At 59.5% G+C, this 15126-nt stretch carries 16 protein-coding genes; 7 read left to right on the top strand and 9 right to left on the bottom strand.

Annotated features, from left to right (window positions below; translation table 11 throughout):
- Window positions 1-48 precede the first annotated feature (48 nt).
- A complete protein-coding gene (locus ACP7AP_RS08845; protein WP_426033838.1) occupies window positions 49-1974 on the top strand; it encodes a PhoX family protein in 1926 nt (641 codons plus the stop codon).
- Between the two features lie 48 nt (window positions 1975-2022).
- Here the strand turns inward: ACP7AP_RS08845 and ACP7AP_RS08840 are convergent, their stop codons facing one another.
- Window positions 2023-2829: a transglutaminase-like domain-containing protein gene (locus ACP7AP_RS08840; protein ID WP_426033837.1), complete on the bottom strand. Its 807-nt coding sequence runs from the start codon at window positions 2827-2829 to the stop codon at window positions 2023-2025.
- A 239-nt stretch (window positions 2830-3068) separates the two neighbouring features.
- Window positions 3069-3275 (bottom strand): 30S ribosomal protein S21, encoded by a 207-nt coding sequence (gene rpsU / locus ACP7AP_RS08835; protein ID WP_054008279.1) that lies wholly within the window; start codon window positions 3273-3275, stop codon window positions 3069-3071.
- Between the two features lie 107 nt (window positions 3276-3382).
- On the opposite strand from rpsU, the gene ACP7AP_RS08830 reads away from it, so the two are divergent.
- Entirely contained in the window at window positions 3383-4078 is a 696-nt protein-coding gene (locus ACP7AP_RS08830) for a COQ9 family protein (RefSeq protein ID WP_426033836.1), read from the top strand.
- A gap of 12 nt (window positions 4079-4090) precedes the next feature.
- The gene (locus tag ACP7AP_RS08825) at window positions 4091-5083 is read left to right on the top strand and encodes an NAD(P)H-quinone oxidoreductase (protein ID WP_426033835.1); all 993 of its coding nucleotides are present in this window, start codon (window positions 4091-4093) and stop codon (window positions 5081-5083) included.
- Between the two features lie 78 nt (window positions 5084-5161).
- On the opposite strand, the gene ACP7AP_RS08820 is transcribed toward ACP7AP_RS08825, so the two are convergent.
- On the bottom strand, window positions 5162-5980 hold the full coding sequence (locus ACP7AP_RS08820; RefSeq protein ID WP_426033834.1) for a sulfotransferase family protein: 819 nt from the start codon (window positions 5978-5980) through the stop codon (window positions 5162-5164).
- Window positions 5981-6119: 139 nt separating this feature from the next.
- Here ACP7AP_RS08820 and ACP7AP_RS08815 point away from each other — a divergent pair, with 139 nt between their 5' ends.
- The 3 genes from ACP7AP_RS08815 (at window position 6120) to ACP7AP_RS08805 (ending at window position 8695) form a co-directional block, all read left to right on the top strand.
- Window positions 6120-7697 carry a DUF5928 domain-containing protein gene (locus tag ACP7AP_RS08815; protein WP_426033833.1) on the top strand — a complete coding sequence of 526 codons (1578 nt, stop codon included), beginning with the start codon at window positions 6120-6122 and terminating at the stop codon, window positions 7695-7697.
- Window positions 7698-7700: 3 nt separating this feature from the next.
- Complete coding sequence (locus tag ACP7AP_RS08810) at window positions 7701-8069, top strand: HIT domain-containing protein (RefSeq protein WP_426033832.1); 369 nt, start codon at window positions 7701-7703, stop codon at window positions 8067-8069.
- Between the two features lie 164 nt (window positions 8070-8233).
- Window positions 8234-8695 (top strand): DUF1203 domain-containing protein, encoded by a 462-nt coding sequence (locus tag ACP7AP_RS08805; RefSeq protein ID WP_426033831.1) that lies wholly within the window; start codon window positions 8234-8236, stop codon window positions 8693-8695.
- A gap of 53 nt (window positions 8696-8748) precedes the next feature.
- Here the strand turns inward: ACP7AP_RS08805 and ACP7AP_RS08800 are convergent, their stop codons facing one another.
- The 5 genes from ACP7AP_RS08800 to ACP7AP_RS08780 all read right to left on the bottom strand — a co-directional run bounded on the left by ACP7AP_RS08800 (window position 8749) and on the right by ACP7AP_RS08780 (window position 13555).
- Complete coding sequence (locus tag ACP7AP_RS08800; RefSeq protein ID WP_426033830.1) at window positions 8749-9321, bottom strand: YdeI/OmpD-associated family protein; 573 nt, start codon at window positions 9319-9321, stop codon at window positions 8749-8751.
- Complete coding sequence (locus ACP7AP_RS08795; protein WP_426033829.1) at window positions 9318-9674, bottom strand: MmcQ/YjbR family DNA-binding protein; 357 nt, start codon at window positions 9672-9674, stop codon at window positions 9318-9320. Before ACP7AP_RS08795 ends, ACP7AP_RS08800 begins: the two co-directional genes overlap by 4 nt.
- A gap of 53 nt (window positions 9675-9727) precedes the next feature.
- On the bottom strand, window positions 9728-12523 hold the full coding sequence (polA, locus tag ACP7AP_RS08790) for a DNA polymerase I (RefSeq protein WP_426033828.1): 2796 nt from the start codon (window positions 12521-12523) through the stop codon (window positions 9728-9730).
- A gap of 160 nt (window positions 12524-12683) precedes the next feature.
- On the bottom strand, window positions 12684-13358 hold the full coding sequence (locus tag ACP7AP_RS08785; RefSeq protein WP_426033827.1) for a TIGR02117 family protein: 675 nt from the start codon (window positions 13356-13358) through the stop codon (window positions 12684-12686).
- A gap of 11 nt (window positions 13359-13369) precedes the next feature.
- Entirely contained in the window at window positions 13370-13555 is a 186-nt protein-coding gene (locus tag ACP7AP_RS08780; RefSeq protein ID WP_304926599.1) for a zinc-finger domain-containing protein, read from the bottom strand.
- A gap of 336 nt (window positions 13556-13891) precedes the next feature.
- On the opposite strand from ACP7AP_RS08780, the gene ACP7AP_RS08775 reads away from it, so the two are divergent.
- A complete protein-coding gene (locus ACP7AP_RS08775) occupies window positions 13892-14497 on the top strand; it encodes a LolA family protein (RefSeq protein ID WP_426033826.1) in 606 nt (201 codons plus the stop codon).
- Here ACP7AP_RS08775 and ACP7AP_RS08770 read toward each other — a convergent pair.
- Window positions 14494-15072: a lytic transglycosylase gene (locus ACP7AP_RS08770; RefSeq protein WP_426033825.1), complete on the bottom strand. Its 579-nt coding sequence runs from the start codon at window positions 15070-15072 to the stop codon at window positions 14494-14496. The two genes, ACP7AP_RS08775 and ACP7AP_RS08770, sit on opposite strands and share 4 nt — an antisense overlap.
- Between the last annotated feature and the right edge of the window lie 54 nt (window positions 15073-15126).

Below are 15126 nucleotides of genomic sequence, written 5' to 3'. Positions count from 1 at the left end.
ACACGCCCGCGCTAGCCTCAAGTAGCACAGCCAGAGGAATCTCCAGTCATGACCAACACCCCTGAAAATCTGCACAACCGCGCCAGCAACACCCCGATGCGCGATATCATTGCCGACCGCTCCCGCCGCAGCTTTCTGAAAAGCGCCGGAGCCACGCTTGGCGCTGTCGCCGCCCAAGGCTTTGTCGGCTCGCTGTTTTCCACCCAAGCCTATGCGGCGGCGGCACAATCCAGCCTGCAATTCAGCGAACTGACCCGCATCTATGACAAGATGCACCATGTGGCCGAGGGCTATAAGGCCGATGTTGTGGTCGCTTGGGGCGATGCGATGAAGGCCGGGCAAGAGGCTTTTGACCCCACCAAGATCGACGCCGCTTCGCAGGCCGACCGATTCGGCTATAACTGCGATTACATCGCTTTCATGCCGCTGCCGCGCGGCTCGCAAACCTCGGATCACGGGCTTCTTTGTGTGAACAACGAATATGTCTCGCCCAACGTGATGTTTGCGGACATGACCGAAGATGACGCGCGCGCGAAGATGACCGAAGCGCAGGTGGCTTTGTGCAACATGGCGATCGGCCATTCCATCGTCGAAATTATCCGCAAGGATGGCGTCTGGAGTGTGGTGCAAGACAGCCCGCTGAACCGCCGCATCACGCTTGAGACGCCGATGACCATCTCGGGCCCGGCGGCTGGCAATGCGCATCTGAAAACCTCGGCTGACCCCACGGGCACGATGGCCAAGGGCACTACCTACAACTGCTCGGGCGGTGTGACGCCTTGGGGCACCGTGCTGACCTGTGAGGAAGGTGCGTCGGATACCTTTGGCGGATCGACCGAGGGCAATCCCGAAGCCGCTGTGCTGGAGCGCTACGGCTATGACGGCTCGGATTATTACGGTCGCGCGCGCTTCGATACCCGCTTTGATATGAGCAAAGAACCCAACGAGCCGAACCGCTTTGACTGGGTGGTTGAGATCGACCCCTATGATGCCACCTCGACCCCGGTCAAGCGCACCGCTTTGGGCCGGATGTCACACGAAGCCTCGACCGTTGTGCTGAACAAAGACGGACGCGTTGTGGTCTATATGGGCGATGACGATTACTTCGAATACGTCTACCGCTTTGTCACGGAAGCGAAATACGATCCTGCCAACCCGGCCTCTGGCAAGGATTTGCTGGATGCGGGCACGCTTTCGGTTGCGCGTTATGATGCCGATGGCACGCTGACATGGCTGCCACTGACCCATGGCGCGGGCGGGCTGACCGCCGAGGCGGGCTTTGCCGATCAGGCTGATGTGGTGCGCAAGGCCCGGATGGCGGCAGACATTCTGGGGGCGACGCCGATGGACCGCCCGGAAGATATGGAAACCAACCCGGTGACGGGCCGCGTTTATGCTGTGATGACCAAGAACAAGAAAATCACCCAAGACAAGCTGAACGCCGCCAACACCCGCCCGGAAAACCTGTGGGGCCATATTGTCGAGATGATCCCACCGGGCGGCGCTGGCATGGATGCCGACCATACCGCCGAGAAATACGGCTGGGATCTGTTCGTGCTGGCGGGCAACCCGAAAGACCCGGCGACGGGTTCTACCTTCAGCCCGGATACCTCGGAAAACGGCTGGTTCGTGAACCCCGACAACCTGACCTTCGACCCCAAGGGCCGGATGTTTGTGTCGACCGATGGCGCGAATGATTTCGACATCGCCGATGGGGTTTACGGCGTTGATACCGAAGGCCCAGCGCGCGGTCTTCCGAAACTGTTGTTCGCCTGCCCGATTGGGGCCGAAGCCTCTGGCCCCTGCTTCACCCCGGATGGCACAACCTTGTTCATCTCGGTCCAGCATCCGGCTGAGAATGCCGAAACCTTGGACAAAGTCGAAACCCTCTGGCCCGATTTCAAAGACGGCGGGCTGCCGCGCCCCGCAGTTGTGGCGATCCAGCGCAATGACGGTGCCGAAGTCGCAAGCTGACATACCGCCGCCCACCTGCAGTGCGGGTGGGCGGCACTACCTAAGCGTCTAGGCGGGCACTTCCTCCGCCCAAACCGTAAACTTCTGCAACACATGCGGCCCAAACGAGTGGATCAGCGGCACATCCGCCGCATCCCGCCCGTAAGCCACCTCTACCCGGCCAATCCGCGGCACATTGTTGCGCGGATCAAAGGTATGCCAGCCGCCATCCAGATAAACCTGCATCCAAGCCGCGAAATCCATCGGCCCGGTCACTGGCACGCCGATATCCGGGATATAGCCGTTCACATAGCGCGTCGGGATGTTCATGCAGCGGCAGAGCGTAATCGCCAGATGCGCGAAATCGCGGCACACTCCGGTGCCCTCTTGCCAGCCCTCATAAGCCGTCCGCGTCACCCGCGCGTTCATATAATCAAACCGGATGTGGTTATGCACATAATCACAAATCGCCTGCACCTGCGCATAACCGGGCGCGATATGGCCAAACATATCCCAAGCGATCTGGCTCAGCTTATCGGTCTCGCAATAGCGACTGCCGACCAGATAGATCAAAACCTCATCCGGTAGGTCCGCCAGCGGTGTTGGCCGCAACCACGGCTGCACCGGATCGGGCAAGCCGCTGACCTCTATCGTGCAATCGCTGCGCAGAGAGAACAGGCCGGGCTGCGCCACCATCCGCCGGCAGGTGTTGCCGAACAGATCGCTATAGACTGTCGTCGCCACCTCAGGCGTCGTCGCCATCGCGGATTGTACGCGCAACGCTTCCCGCAACTCATCGCGCACCGACATCATACAGATCATCGGCGTCTCATAGGCACAGGACACCGAGATGTCGTAGCCAAACCTCATAAGCATAGACAGCCCTTTCGCTGTGATCGTTTCCAGCTAAACGCCGATGCCCGCTTTCGGTTGCCAGATTGCTGCGAAGACACGCGACTCGGGTTGAATATGCCCAATATGCGCATATCACAGGCGATATGCCTTAAATATAATCGCAATGAAAAACCCCCGACCTGTGAAGGGCGGGGGTCAATCGGGGTGAGGATCGCTCCTCCAGTGTCGCTAACGTTTGGCAATCTTCGGGAACCCGAAAATTACATCCCGCCTTCGCGCTGAAGCTTCTTCCGCGCGAGCTTGCGCGCACGGCGCACGGCTTCGGCGGATTCGCGAGCTTTCTTGACGGAGGGTTTCTCGAAATGTTGCTTAAGCTTCATTTCGCGGAACACGCCTTCGCGCTGGAGCTTTTTCTTGAGGGCGCGAAGCGCTTGCTCAACGTTATTGTCGCGGACGCTGACCTGCATGTGGTTGTCACCACCTTCCTAAGTTAGAGTTGCACTGAATGTGCAGGCTTGGCGCGCATAGCAAAGCCCCGCAGCTTTGTCTACCATATGCAGGGAAGGGGACCGAAATGGACGATAAAAACACCGCGGAACACAGCATGGAAGCCGCTAAAAGCCTTATTCTGCAAGCCGCCCTGCCGCATGCGGCCTTTGATGGCTGGTCAGAAACCACCCTGCACGCCGCCCTGACCGATTCGGGCATAGTCCCAGGCTTGGGCCGCGCCTTGTTCCCGCGCGGCGGTATCGACCTTGCCGTCGCCTATCATCAGCTGGGCGACCATGCGATGACCGAAGCCCTTGCCGCCGCTGATCTGACTGCGTTGCGTTACACGGGCCGCGTCGCGTTGGCGATCAAACTGCGCTTGTCTGGGGCCGATAAAGAACTCGTCCGCCGTGGCACCACGCTGTTCAGCCTGCCGCACCACGCCCCCGAAGGCGCGAAACTGATCTGGGGCACGTCTGATGCAATCTGGAAAGCCTTGGGCGATACCTCGAACGATCTGAACTGGTATTCCAAACGCGCCACGCTTTCGGCGGTCTATTCCACCACCGTGCTGTTCTGGCTCGGCGATCAATCGGATGACAATGCCGATACTTGGGCGTTTCTGGATCGCCGCTTGGCCAATGTCACAACGTTTGAGAAAACCAAGACCGCGATAAACAACAACCCGATCGCCAAAGCCCTGCTGGCTGGCCCGCTGAAACTGCTGGAGAAAATCCGCGCCCCGCAACCACACGATCTTCCCGGCCAAACCAAACAGTAAGAGGCTCCGCCAATGACGCTTTCCACCTCGATGCTGGCAATGGAAATCTCTGCCCCCGGCGGCCCGGATGTGCTGGTGCCCGCCTCATTGCCGGTCCCGGTGCCGGGTCACGGCCAGATCATCATCCATCTCGCCTATGCCGGGGTGAACCGCCCCGACGCCTTGCAACGCGCAGGCTCCTACGCGCCGCCCGCCTCTGCCTCTCCCCTGCCGGGATTGGAAGGCGCAGGCACCGTCGTCGCGATGGGCCCCGGCGTCAGCCGCTGGCAGATCGGTGACAAGGTTTGCGCCCTGTTGCCCGGTGGCGGCTATGCCGAATACGTCGCCTGCAACGAATCCCACGCTTTACCGATCCCCGAGGGCCTGTCTTTGCGCGAAGCCGCCTGCCTGCCGGAAACCTGTTTCACCGTCTGGTCGAACATGGTGATGCGGGGGAGATTAAAAGCAGGCGAGCGTTTCCTTGTCCACGGCGGATCGTCCGGCATCGGCACCACAGCGGTGCAGATCGCCGCCGCTTTAGGGGCCCGCGTCTTCGCCACCGCTGGCAGTGATGAGAAATGCCGCGCGGTTGAGGCTTTGGGCGCAGAAGCGTGCTTCAACTACAAATCCAGCGATTTCAGCGAAGAAGCCAAAAAGCTCGGCGGCTTCGATCTGATCCTCGATATGGTCGGCGGCCCCTATCTGCCCCGCAACGTCCGCGCGCTGTGCGATGATGGCCGCCTCGTGCAGATCGCTTTCCTGCAAGGCCCCAAAGTGGAGCTCAACTTCGCCGAGATGATGATGCGCCGCCTGACCCTGACCGGATCGACCCTGCGCCCGCAATCCGACGCCGCCAAAGCCGCCATCGCGCATCAGGTCGAAACCCACATCTGGCCGATGATCGCAGCGGGCAGCTTCCGCGTGGTGATTGACAGCGAATACGCCCTGACCGAAGCCCCCGCCGCACATTGGCGGATGGAAAGCTCGGGTCACATCGGCAAAATCGTGATGAAAATACCTGACTGACCCCTCATCCGGCCTTACAGCCGTCTTCGCTATGCCACGTCCCAGCGAAGACGGCTGTAAGGCCGGATGAGCGCGCCGTTAGTCGCCCAGTTTGGCATGCACCTCATCCAGATCCACCTCGGCCAAAGGCATCTTGTTGCCCGGATTGTCGAAATCATACTTGAACAACTGGAAATCCCGCTTGTAAATTTCCCAAACCAGATGCCGCGACAGATCGTCAAAGTAATCCTCAACCGGGTGCAGCCGCTTTGGCCCATGGCCTTCGCTCTCGTTGAACTTCGGGATCTTCTTCAGATCAACCTTATGCTTTACCTTGATTTTTTTCAGCACCGCGCCCATGCCCTCATCGAATTTCTCGGTGAAGAAAATCTTGTCATAGCGCCCGCCGTTGACGATATAGGTCGAGACATGGCCCGCCATCGCTGACCAATGAATGTCGGGCTCCATTGGCTTTTTGAACCGGATGGTGTCACGCGCAAACAGCAAAAACCGCCGGAAGCTTTCGATCTGATCGAACGCGCCCTGCCCGTCATCACCGCCGACCTGCACGCCGTATTTCTGCACCAGAAGCGGCACCAGATTGCCGCGATAGCGCTTGCCGTTGCGCTGAATGCCGCAAATCTTATCGAAAAATGACGATAGAATCCGCGTGTAGGGGTTGCGCACGCAAGTAAAGGCGTAAGACTTATGCGTCTTGACGTTGCGCTCTATCAGCGGCTGGCTCGCCTCAATCGCCCATTTGTGCATGCCCCCCGTCGCATCATGGATATCACCATCGAAAAACCTGCCGTGATCCGAGTAAAACATGATCTGCCCGATGGTCGAGCAGGCGCATTTCGGCACCACCCGGTAGACCACCGATTCCGACTCTGTCATCCAAGTTCCGGGGAAACCCATCCGCACTCTCCCAAACGCCCGCGCCTTATCCGGCACAAACTCAATCCAGCACAAAAAAGCAAACAAACTCTGTCTTTTCAATGTGTCTTCAAGGTATTTAGGGAAACAATGACGCGTTCAAGGGTTTAATGTTCACCAAATGGCCAGAATCGCCTACATCCTGCTTTGCCACAAAGATCCCGAGGGGATTATCGCTCAGGCCCAGCGGCTGACAGCGGTCGGTGATTTCGTGGCCATCCATTTCGATGGTCGCGCCAAGCCGTCGGATTTCGATAAAATCCGAAGCGTTCTCACCGCCAACCCCAACGTCACCTTCACCAAACGCCGCGCCAAATGCGGCTGGGGCGAATGGTCGCTGGTCGAAGCCACCCTGATGGCCGTCGAGGCCGCAGTTGAGGCCTTCCCGCGCGCTACCCATTTCTACATGCTGTCGGGCGACTGCATGCCGATCAAATCCGCAGAATTCGCCCATAAATTTCTCGACCGCGAAGAAGTCGATTACATCGAAAGCGTCGATTTCTTCAACTCCGACTGGATCAAGACCGGCATCAAGGAAGAACGCCTGATCTACCGCCATTACTTCAATGAGCGCACCCACAAGGCGCTGTTCTACGCCTCGATGAAGTGGCAAGACAAACTCGGCCTGACCCGCCACGTCCCCGCCGACATCGCCATGCAGATCGGCAGCCAGTGGTGGTGCCTGCGCCGCCGCACCGTGGAATCGGTGCTGGAGTTCACCAAAAAACGCCGCGACGTGATGCGGTTCTTCCGCACCACCTGGATACCCGATGAGACGTTTTTCCAAACCATCGTCCGCCATCTGGTGCCTGAGGCAGAACTGCGCACCCGCACCCTGACCTTCCTGATGTTCACCGATTACGGTATGCCGGTGACCTTCTATAACGACAATTACGACCTGCTGATCAGTCAGGATTACCTGTTCGCCCGCAAAATCAGCCCGGATGCCGCCGATCTGAAAGACCGGCTCGGCAAGCTTTACGCCGCAAAAGGCGTGCGCTTTGCGATCTCAAACGAGGGCCGCAGCCTGTTCAAATTCATCTCGGGCAGGGGTCGCGTCGGCCGCCGTTTCGCGCCAAGGTTCTGGGAAACCGAAAGCTCTCTGGGCCGCCACCGCACGCTGATGATGGTCACCTGCAAGAAATGGCATGTCGCGAAACGCTTGGTCGAACGCGTGCGCCAAGTCACCAACCTGCCCGCGCTGGATTATCTGTTCAATGAGGCCTCGACCCCGCTGCCCGACCTGGGCGGCATCCAATCCACCTTGGAAAAGCGCACCCGCCACCGCCGCGCGCTGATGCGGGTGTTGTTCGATTACTGGCAAACCGATCAGTTGGTGATCTGCATTGACCCCGCCAATGTCGATCTGATGCAGGATTTCTACAACGACAAGGCCAAGGTCCGCCTGCTTGAGATTGAGTGTGACTTCACCGATGACTATCTGATCGGCCATGCGATACGCGTTGGTCTGGCCTCTGACAGCACCCCCAAAGACACCATCGAACGGTTGCTGCCCACCATACGCTATGATGTGAAATTTGAGGGAGACCGCATCCGCGACGCGGGCTTCCCCAATCTGCTGCGCGTCCGCCAAAGTGCCAGCATTGACGAAAACACCGTGCCTCTGGCCGAATTCCTTGATATCTCGCCAGAGAAGGCGCGCGAAATTGCCGCTACCGAATATCTGTTTGTGGATTGACCGATGCAATACGCCTATGACCCGCAAAACATCTTCGCCCGCATCCTGCGCGGCGAAATCCCCAACAAAACCGTGCTGGAAACGCCGCATAGTTTGGCCTTCCACGACATCGCCCCGCATGCTCCGGTGCATGTGCTGGTGATCCCGAAAGGCCCCTACGCTACGTTTGATGACTTCGCGGCCAATGCCAGCGCCGAGGAGATCGTGGATTTCCACCGCGCCTGCGCCAAGGTCTGCGAGATCGTCGGCGTCGCCCCCGGCATGGGCTACCGCGCCATCACCAACGCAGGCCCGCATGGCATGCAAGAGGTGCCGCATTACCACCTGCATATCTTGGGCGGCAAAGTCATGGGTCCGCTGATCGCGCGTTAAGGCGGTTTGGCTTTGCGCTGCAGTCTCATCAAGATCATCAGACTCCGTCCGCTCTGGGGGTCAATTCCGATCAAGGATAAAGCAGATTCCTTAACCGCAGGTTCCGGGTCGCCTGAAACCCCCTCGCAGCGCTATCTGGCCCCATCCTAACCCAGAGGCCCCAAATGATCCGCTTCACCCCGATCCCCACCGAAACCGCTCGCGCCTTTCAAGTCGGCGGCCCAGACGCCAACGGCCAAAAACCCGAGCGCCACATCTCCGACGGCACAGGCAACCCCTGCCGCCATTGCCTGCAGATGATCCCCAAAGGCGCAGGCATGTTGATCCTCGCCCACCGCCCCTTCCCCGCGCCGCAGCCTTATGCCGAACTCGGCCCGATCTTCCTCTGCGCCGAGGCTTGCGCAGCAGGCGGCAGCTCCGACATCCCCGAAATCCTCGCCTCGCCCGATTACATCATAAGGGGCTATTCCACCGAGAACCGCATCGTCTACGGCACCGGCGCCGTCGTCGCCACCGCGACGATTGCTGCCGAGGCCGAGACCCGCCTGAACGATCCGCGCATCGCCTATGTCCACATCCGCTCTGCGCGCAACAACTGCTACCAACTCCGCGTCGAGCGCGCCTGATCGCTTATCGGCCCTGACGGGCGCTCTGCGCTGCCCGCAGCGCAGAGCGCCCGTCAGGAAGCGATAAGCGGCCCCTCGCCCCGCGTCAGTTTTGCGATGAACTCCGCCAGCCGCTTGGCACGGGTTTCCGGGCGCTTCGCCGTGGTCAGCCGATAGTAAATCGCATAGCGCCCCTTCGCATCCAAAGTCGCAAACTGATCCCGCGCTGACTGCGGTGCCGCCGCCAAAGCCTCCAGAAAATCCAGCGGCAAATCAGCGCCTTTGCCTCCCGAATAGGTCGCTTCCCACCGCCCATTGGCTTTCGCCACCGCAACCGCCGCCAACCCCGCCGCCTGCATCCGCCCCTCAGCCATCAACCGCTCTGCATGGGCGCGGTTGATCTGGCTCCACGCCGACCCCGCCTTGCGCGGCGTAAACCGCTGAATCCATTGAGTCTCAGACTGCGTCTTACGCACACCGTCAATCCAGCCCCAAACCAATGCTTCCACCACCGCCTGTTGCCAGTCGATCGAGGCCACGCCCGCGCCCTTTTTGTGATACAAAACCCAAACTTCGCTGGCGTGATCGTGGTTCACCGCCAGCCACGCATGCCACTTCGCAGACGTTGCAAAAGCCAGCAGCGTCATCGCGCATCCCAGTCCTTCAAAAACCGCTTCGGTGCCGCATCGCGCCACTGCTGCAACAGCCGCGCCTGCGCCCAACCCGGATCAATCCGGCCACCCCGCACCAACACAAGGTTATACGGCGCATAATGCGGATGCAGAAAGAACGTTGCAGGCTCTGCCGCCATCAACATCTCGCGTTCATCGCGGCTGGCTTTGAACACCGCCGCGTCTTCGTAATACGACCAATAGCACCACATCTTGCCAAAAGCCTTCAACGCCTCATGCCCCCAAGGCGTCGCCAACGTGATCTCGGGCAAGTCCATGCCCAGAGCAAAAGCCTTCAACTCTGCCCAGTTCTGGATCACCTCGGTCATCCTCTCTGCTCAAATATCCTCGGGGTCTGGGGGGCGAGCCCCCCAGCCTTCACCTAATGCGCCGCAGCCCAAGTAGCACCAACCCCAGCCTCAACAGTCAACGGCACCTTCAGATGCACGGCGGGGTGCGAGGCCCCCTCCATCACATCCTTCGCCACCTTGATCAGCGCCTGCGCCGCGCCTTCTTCAACCTCGAACAGCAATTCGTCATGCACCTGCAACAGCATCGTGGCGGGCAAATCGGCAATCGCCGCCGGCATACGGATCATCGCCCGCCGGATCACATCCGCAGCCGTGCCCTGAATCGGCGCATTGATCGCCGCGCGCTTGGCAAACCCCGCCCCCGGCCCCTTGGCATTGATCTCGGGCGTGTGGATTTTGCGGCCAAACAGAGTCTGCACAAAGCCGTTCTTCTGCGCAAACGCCACGGTTTCTGACATATATTCCTTGATACCCGGAAACCGCTCAAAATACCGATCAATAAATCCCTGCGCTTCCGCCCGTGGGATCCGCAAATTCCGCGCGAGGCCAAACCCCGAAATCCCGTAGATCACCCCAAAGTTGATCGCCTTGGCCCTACGGCGAATATCCGAGGTCATCTGATCAAGCGGCACATTGAACATCTCGCTCGCCGTCAGCGCGTGAATATCAATGCCGTCCTTGAACGCCTGTTGCAGCGCGCCAAGATCCGCCACATGTGCCAAAATCCGCAGCTCGATCTGGCTATAGTCCAGCGAGACCAGTACCTTGCCGTTCGGGGCCACAAACGCTTCCCTGATCCGCCGCCCCTCCTCGGACCGGATCGGAATGTTCTGCAAATTCGGATCGGTCGAGGCCAGACGCCCGGTCACCGCTCCGGTGATCGAATACGAGGTATGCACCCGCCCGGTGTCCGCATTGATATGATCCTGCAACGCATCGGTATAGGTCGATTTCAGCTTGGCCAACTGCCGCCAATCCAGCACCAAGCCCGGCAGCTTATGCTCGGTCGCCAGATCCTCCAACACATCCGCCCCGGTGGCATAAGCCCCGGTCTTGCCCTTCTCGCCACCCGGCAGGCCCAGCTTGTCGAACAGGATCTCGCCCAACTGCTTGGGGGAGCCCACATTAAACGGCTGCCCAGCCACCTGTTGAATCTCCGCCTCCAACCCCGCCATCTTCTGCGCAAAGGCGTTCGACATCCGGCTCAAAGTATCGCGGTCCACCTGAACGCCGGCCATCTCCATCCGCGCCAGCACCGGCACCAAGGGCCGCTCCAAGGTCTCATACACCGTCGTCACCCGCGCCCGATGCAACTGAGGCTTGAACAACGCCCACAGCCGCAAGGTGACATCCGCATCCTCCGCCGCATACTTAACGGCATCGTCGACCGAAACCCGATCAAACGTCACCGCCGACTTGCCCGAGCCGATCAACTGCTTGATCGGAATACAGATATGCCCCAGATACTTCTCGGACAAAGCATCCATGCCATGCCCATTCAGCCCCGCCTGCATTGCCGAACTCATCAGCATGGTGTCGTCAAACGGCCCGACCTCGACGCCATAGCGCTTGAAAATCTTCCAGTCATATTTCATGTTTTGGCCGATTTTCAGGATCGAAGCATCTTCCAATATTGGCTTCAACGCCGCCAGCACCGCCTCAAGCCCCAACTGCCCCGCCACCAGTTCCGACGATCCAAACAGATCGCCGCCGCCCTGCTTATGCCCCAGCGGAATATAGGCAGCCTTCCCGGCATCGACGCACAAAGAAATCCCCACCAGTTCCGCCTTCATCTCATCCAAGCTGGTGGTCTCGGTATCCACCGCCACATGCCCAACCTCAACAATCCGCGCGATCCAAGCGCCCAGCGCCGCCATCGTGTCGATCTTCTCATACCCGGCCACATCGAACGGCAGCTGCACCGCCGCCTCCACCTCAACCGCCTCAGCCAGCGTCACAGGATCAGCGACCGGAGCCGCCACTTTCAAGCGCTCCGACACCCGCTTGGTCAGGGTGGTGAATTCCATCTCTTGCAGGAAGCCCATCACTACCTCGGCCTCAACTGGCTTCACCTCCAATGCGTCAAGGCTAACATCCAGCGGCATATCGCCGTCCAACTGCACCAAGCGTTTGGAAATCCTGATCAGGTCGGCGTTATCCACCAAAGCCTCGCGCCGCTTGGGCTGTTTGATCTCACCCGCGCGCTCCAGCAGAGTTTCCAGATCGCCATATTCCTGGATCAATAAAGCCGCCGTCTTGATGCCAATCCCCGGCGCACCCGGCACGTTGTCGACCGAATCCCCCGCCAAGGCCTGCACATCGACCACGCGATTGGGGGCCACGCCGAACTTTTCAAACACCTCATCCAGCCCAAGCCGCTTGTTTTTCATCGGATCGTGCATATCGACGCCGTCACCGATCAACTGCATCAGGTCTTTGTCTGACGAGATGATCGTCACCGTGCCCCCGGCTTCCCGCGCACGGCGCGCGAAAGTGGCGATGATATCGTCGGCCTCATAGCCGTCCTGTTCGATACAGGCGACGTTGAACGCCTTGGTGGCTTTGCGGGTGTAGATGAATTGCGGGCGCAAATCCTCGGGCAATTCGGGGCGGTTTGCTTTGTATTTGTCATAGATCGCATTGCGGAAAGTGATCGAGCCTGCATCAAAAATCACCGCCAGATGCGTTGGTGCGGCCTCTTTGCGGGTTGAGGTTAACTCGCTCCACAAAAGGTTACAAAACCCCGCCACCGCCCCCACCGGCAGGCCATCCGACTTCCGCGTCAGCGGCGGCAGCGCATGATAAGCCCGGAAAATAAACGCCGAGCCGTCGATCAGATGCAGGTGGTTGCCCTTGCCGAATGTCATGATCTGCCCGCCCCTTTAACCATTACCGGGGCCAGTATTGCCACGAAGCGGCCCGGCGTTCTAGAGCGTGTCAGGTTTTGATAGAAGCCCGCTTATCGAAAAACGCGTTCGAGCGGATGCGAGAGGCAGCGGTTTTCGATTCAATCTAAACCTGACACGCTTAGCCTTGATGCCAACGTAAAGACAGTTCCACCGCTTGCGGCGTCGGTGTCCAAATCCCAAACGGCACCCCCGCCGCGCGCAAAGTCTCGCCCAGCCAAGCATTGCACGGATGCAGGATGTTGAAATCACCTTTCGCCGCGAAAAATGCGTCGTGATCATTGAAATGCGCCGTCAAAGCCAGCGGAGCCCCGGTCTGATCGCGCTGAAAATTCGCCTCCAGACTGGCCAGCAGCGCCTGATATTGCGCATCCGACAGGGTGAAATACTCAATCCCCGCAACCGAGGCGACATCCCCCGCCACATCCAGATGCAACACGGCTTTATCGCCGGTGATCGCGGTAAACACCGCCCCCGGCTGCATATCCGCGTAACTGCCAGCCGTGGTGTAAAACGCTTGCGATCCCCAACCGACCAGCAACCACTCCGCCTCTGGCGCATGGATCGGCACTCCTGCGCTTGCTGCAAAGCCATAGCGCGCGCGCAACTCGGGCGACATCGGCAGCAAAAAATCATAGTGGATCGGCGCGCGGGCAAGCCCGATCAATACATCGGTGCCGGGGGCCAAGTCGGCATGTTTGCCGGGGATCAGCGCGCCAACGAAACCCACCACGAAATACAATAACGGCAGGCAGATCAGCACCGTGATTGCCCGCAACAAAATCCGGGCGCGCAAACGCTTAGACCTCAGTGATCGTCATGCGCATGGGCGCGGTCGATCTCAAAGCGCTTGTCGCAATAGCCACATTCGACAAAGCCGGTAGCTTCCGGGATGGTCAACCAGACCCGCGGATGGCCCAAAGCCGCCTCACCGCCATCGCAGGCGATTTTCCAATGGGTGACAATCTGGGTTTCCGGGGCGTTGATCGACATGGATGCGTCCTTGGCTGGGGTTGCCTGCATTGTAACCGCAACCGCCCCACGGGCAAGGGGCGCTGCGGCTGAAATCGCGGAACGCTCCGCGGGGAGTATTTTTGCCAAGATGAAACTGCTCCAATTTCATCTTGGCCTAAATACTCCCGCCGGAGGCTTCAACATTTGAGTCGGCGCGCGTTAACAAACCACTAACCATAGCCCGTTTGCCTTAATGTTTCCCTTACAAAACAATGGTCCCGAGTTGGGACCGCTCACGAAACCCGCTTCGGCACCTCTCCGCCAAGTGAACGCGAGGGGGGTGCAGGTGCGCCTACGATGCCATATATAGAAGCTATGAAACCGCTTCGCACCCTCCTCGCCCCGCTCGCCCTGATCCTGTCGGTCGTCCCCGCTTGGGCCGATAAAATCCCGTTGAACGATCTTTCCGCCTATCTGAACAGCCTGACGTCGGTGGAAACTCCGTTCACCCAAGTCAACGCGGATGGGTCGATTGCGACGGGAAAGCTGATCATCAAACGCCCCGGTCGGGTCCGCTTTGAATATGCCCCGCCGGATAAATCCTTGGTGCTGGCCTCCAGCGGCAACGTCGCGATTTTTGATGCGAAGTCAAACCAAGCGCCGGAACAGTATCCTTTGAAGCGCACGCCGCTGAACCTGATCCTCGCCGCCAACGTCAATCTCGGCAGCGCCAAAACCGTGGTCGCCCATACCGAGGATAAGAACGCCACCCAGGTCACAGCCCAAGACCCACAGCATCCCGAATACGGCCAGATCGCGCTGGTGTTCACCGCCAACCCGGTCACGCTGCGGCAATGGGTGATCACCGATGATCTTGGCCAGCAAACCACTGTGATCTTGGGCGATCTGAAAACCGGCGGCAATTACAGCGCCAGCCTGTTCAATATCACCGACGAGATCGAACGACGCGGCAAACGCTAGCGGCAGTAGCTCAACTGTTGCTGATACATCGTCGCCCGCCGCCCAATCGCGGCGGCGACATCGACCAGCCAGGGCTTATCCAGATAGGATTGCTTGGCATATCCCGTGCGCCCCTCATGGTAGGCCAGATACTGTGCCTCGGCGTCGCTGCGCGAAATCCCCAGCTTGTCGCTGCTCTCGCTCATGTACCAGCCCATGAAATCCGTCGCATCGCCAATCCGGTCGCGCTTGGCACCATGGCGACGCTGTTCCTTTTGGTATTCTTCCCAAGTGCCATCCAGCGCCTGACTGTAACCATAGGCCGAAGATTGCCGCCCCATCGGGATCACCCCCAGCGCAAACTGGTGTGGGGTGCGCGCATTGCCGATAAACTTCGATTCCTGATAAATCGCAGCCATCTGCACATGCACCGGCACGCCCCATTTCCGCTCGGTCGCCCGCATCGCGCTGAAATACGCCGGACGCTGCCGCACAATCGCGCAGGCGTCATCCATATTTTTCGGCGCCGATGAGTTTCCACCCCCGCAAGATGCAAGGGCCAACAACAGGATCGACGCACGGAGAGTTCTGCTCATTTGCCCCTCGCGTTTTTATTTTGTCGCAAGGATACGAGAAAATCACTTCGGATG

Source organism: Cypionkella sp. TWP1-2-1b2 (assembly GCF_049896245.1).
GTDB lineage: Bacteria > Pseudomonadota > Alphaproteobacteria > Rhodobacterales > Rhodobacteraceae > Cypionkella.
The sequence above is the reverse complement of the archived record's forward strand: the minus strand, read 5'-3'. Positions and strand labels throughout refer to the sequence as shown.

Excerpts from the sequence above, each read along its gene's own strand:
- ACP7AP_RS08845 (WP_426033838.1), top strand. The coding sequence starts at position 49 with ATGACCAACACCCCTGAAAATCTGCACAACCGCGCCAGCAACACCCCG.
- ACP7AP_RS08795 (WP_426033829.1), bottom strand. The coding sequence starts at position 9,674 with ATGACCGAGGTGATCCAGAACTGGGCAGAGTTGAAGGCTTTTGCTCTG.
- ACP7AP_RS08825 (WP_426033835.1), top strand. The coding sequence starts at position 4,091 with ATGACGCTTTCCACCTCGATGCTGGCAATGGAAATCTCTGCCCCCGGC.
- ACP7AP_RS08805 (WP_426033831.1), top strand. The coding sequence starts at position 8,234 with ATGATCCGCTTCACCCCGATCCCCACCGAAACCGCTCGCGCCTTTCAA.
- ACP7AP_RS08815 (WP_426033833.1), top strand. The coding sequence starts at position 6,120 with ATGGCCAGAATCGCCTACATCCTGCTTTGCCACAAAGATCCCGAGGGG.
- polA (WP_426033828.1), bottom strand. The coding sequence starts at position 12,523 with ATGACATTCGGCAAGGGCAACCACCTGCATCTGATCGACGGCTCGGCG.
- ACP7AP_RS08775 (WP_426033826.1), top strand. The coding sequence starts at position 13,892 with ATGAAACCGCTTCGCACCCTCCTCGCCCCGCTCGCCCTGATCCTGTCG.
- ACP7AP_RS08810 (WP_426033832.1), top strand. The coding sequence starts at position 7,701 with ATGCAATACGCCTATGACCCGCAAAACATCTTCGCCCGCATCCTGCGC.
- ACP7AP_RS08780 (WP_304926599.1), bottom strand. The coding sequence starts at position 13,555 with ATGTCGATCAACGCCCCGGAAACCCAGATTGTCACCCATTGGAAAATC.
- ACP7AP_RS08840 (WP_426033837.1), bottom strand. The coding sequence starts at position 2,829 with ATGCTTATGAGGTTTGGCTACGACATCTCGGTGTCCTGTGCCTATGAG.
- ACP7AP_RS08830 (WP_426033836.1), top strand. The coding sequence starts at position 3,383 with ATGGACGATAAAAACACCGCGGAACACAGCATGGAAGCCGCTAAAAGC.
- rpsU (WP_054008279.1), bottom strand. The coding sequence starts at position 3,275 with ATGCAGGTCAGCGTCCGCGACAATAACGTTGAGCAAGCGCTTCGCGCC.
- ACP7AP_RS08800 (WP_426033830.1), bottom strand. The coding sequence starts at position 9,321 with ATGACGCTGCTGGCTTTTGCAACGTCTGCGAAGTGGCATGCGTGGCTG.
- ACP7AP_RS08770 (WP_426033825.1), bottom strand. The coding sequence starts at position 15,072 with ATGAGCAGAACTCTCCGTGCGTCGATCCTGTTGTTGGCCCTTGCATCT.
- ACP7AP_RS08820 (WP_426033834.1), bottom strand. The coding sequence starts at position 5,980 with ATGGGTTTCCCCGGAACTTGGATGACAGAGTCGGAATCGGTGGTCTAC.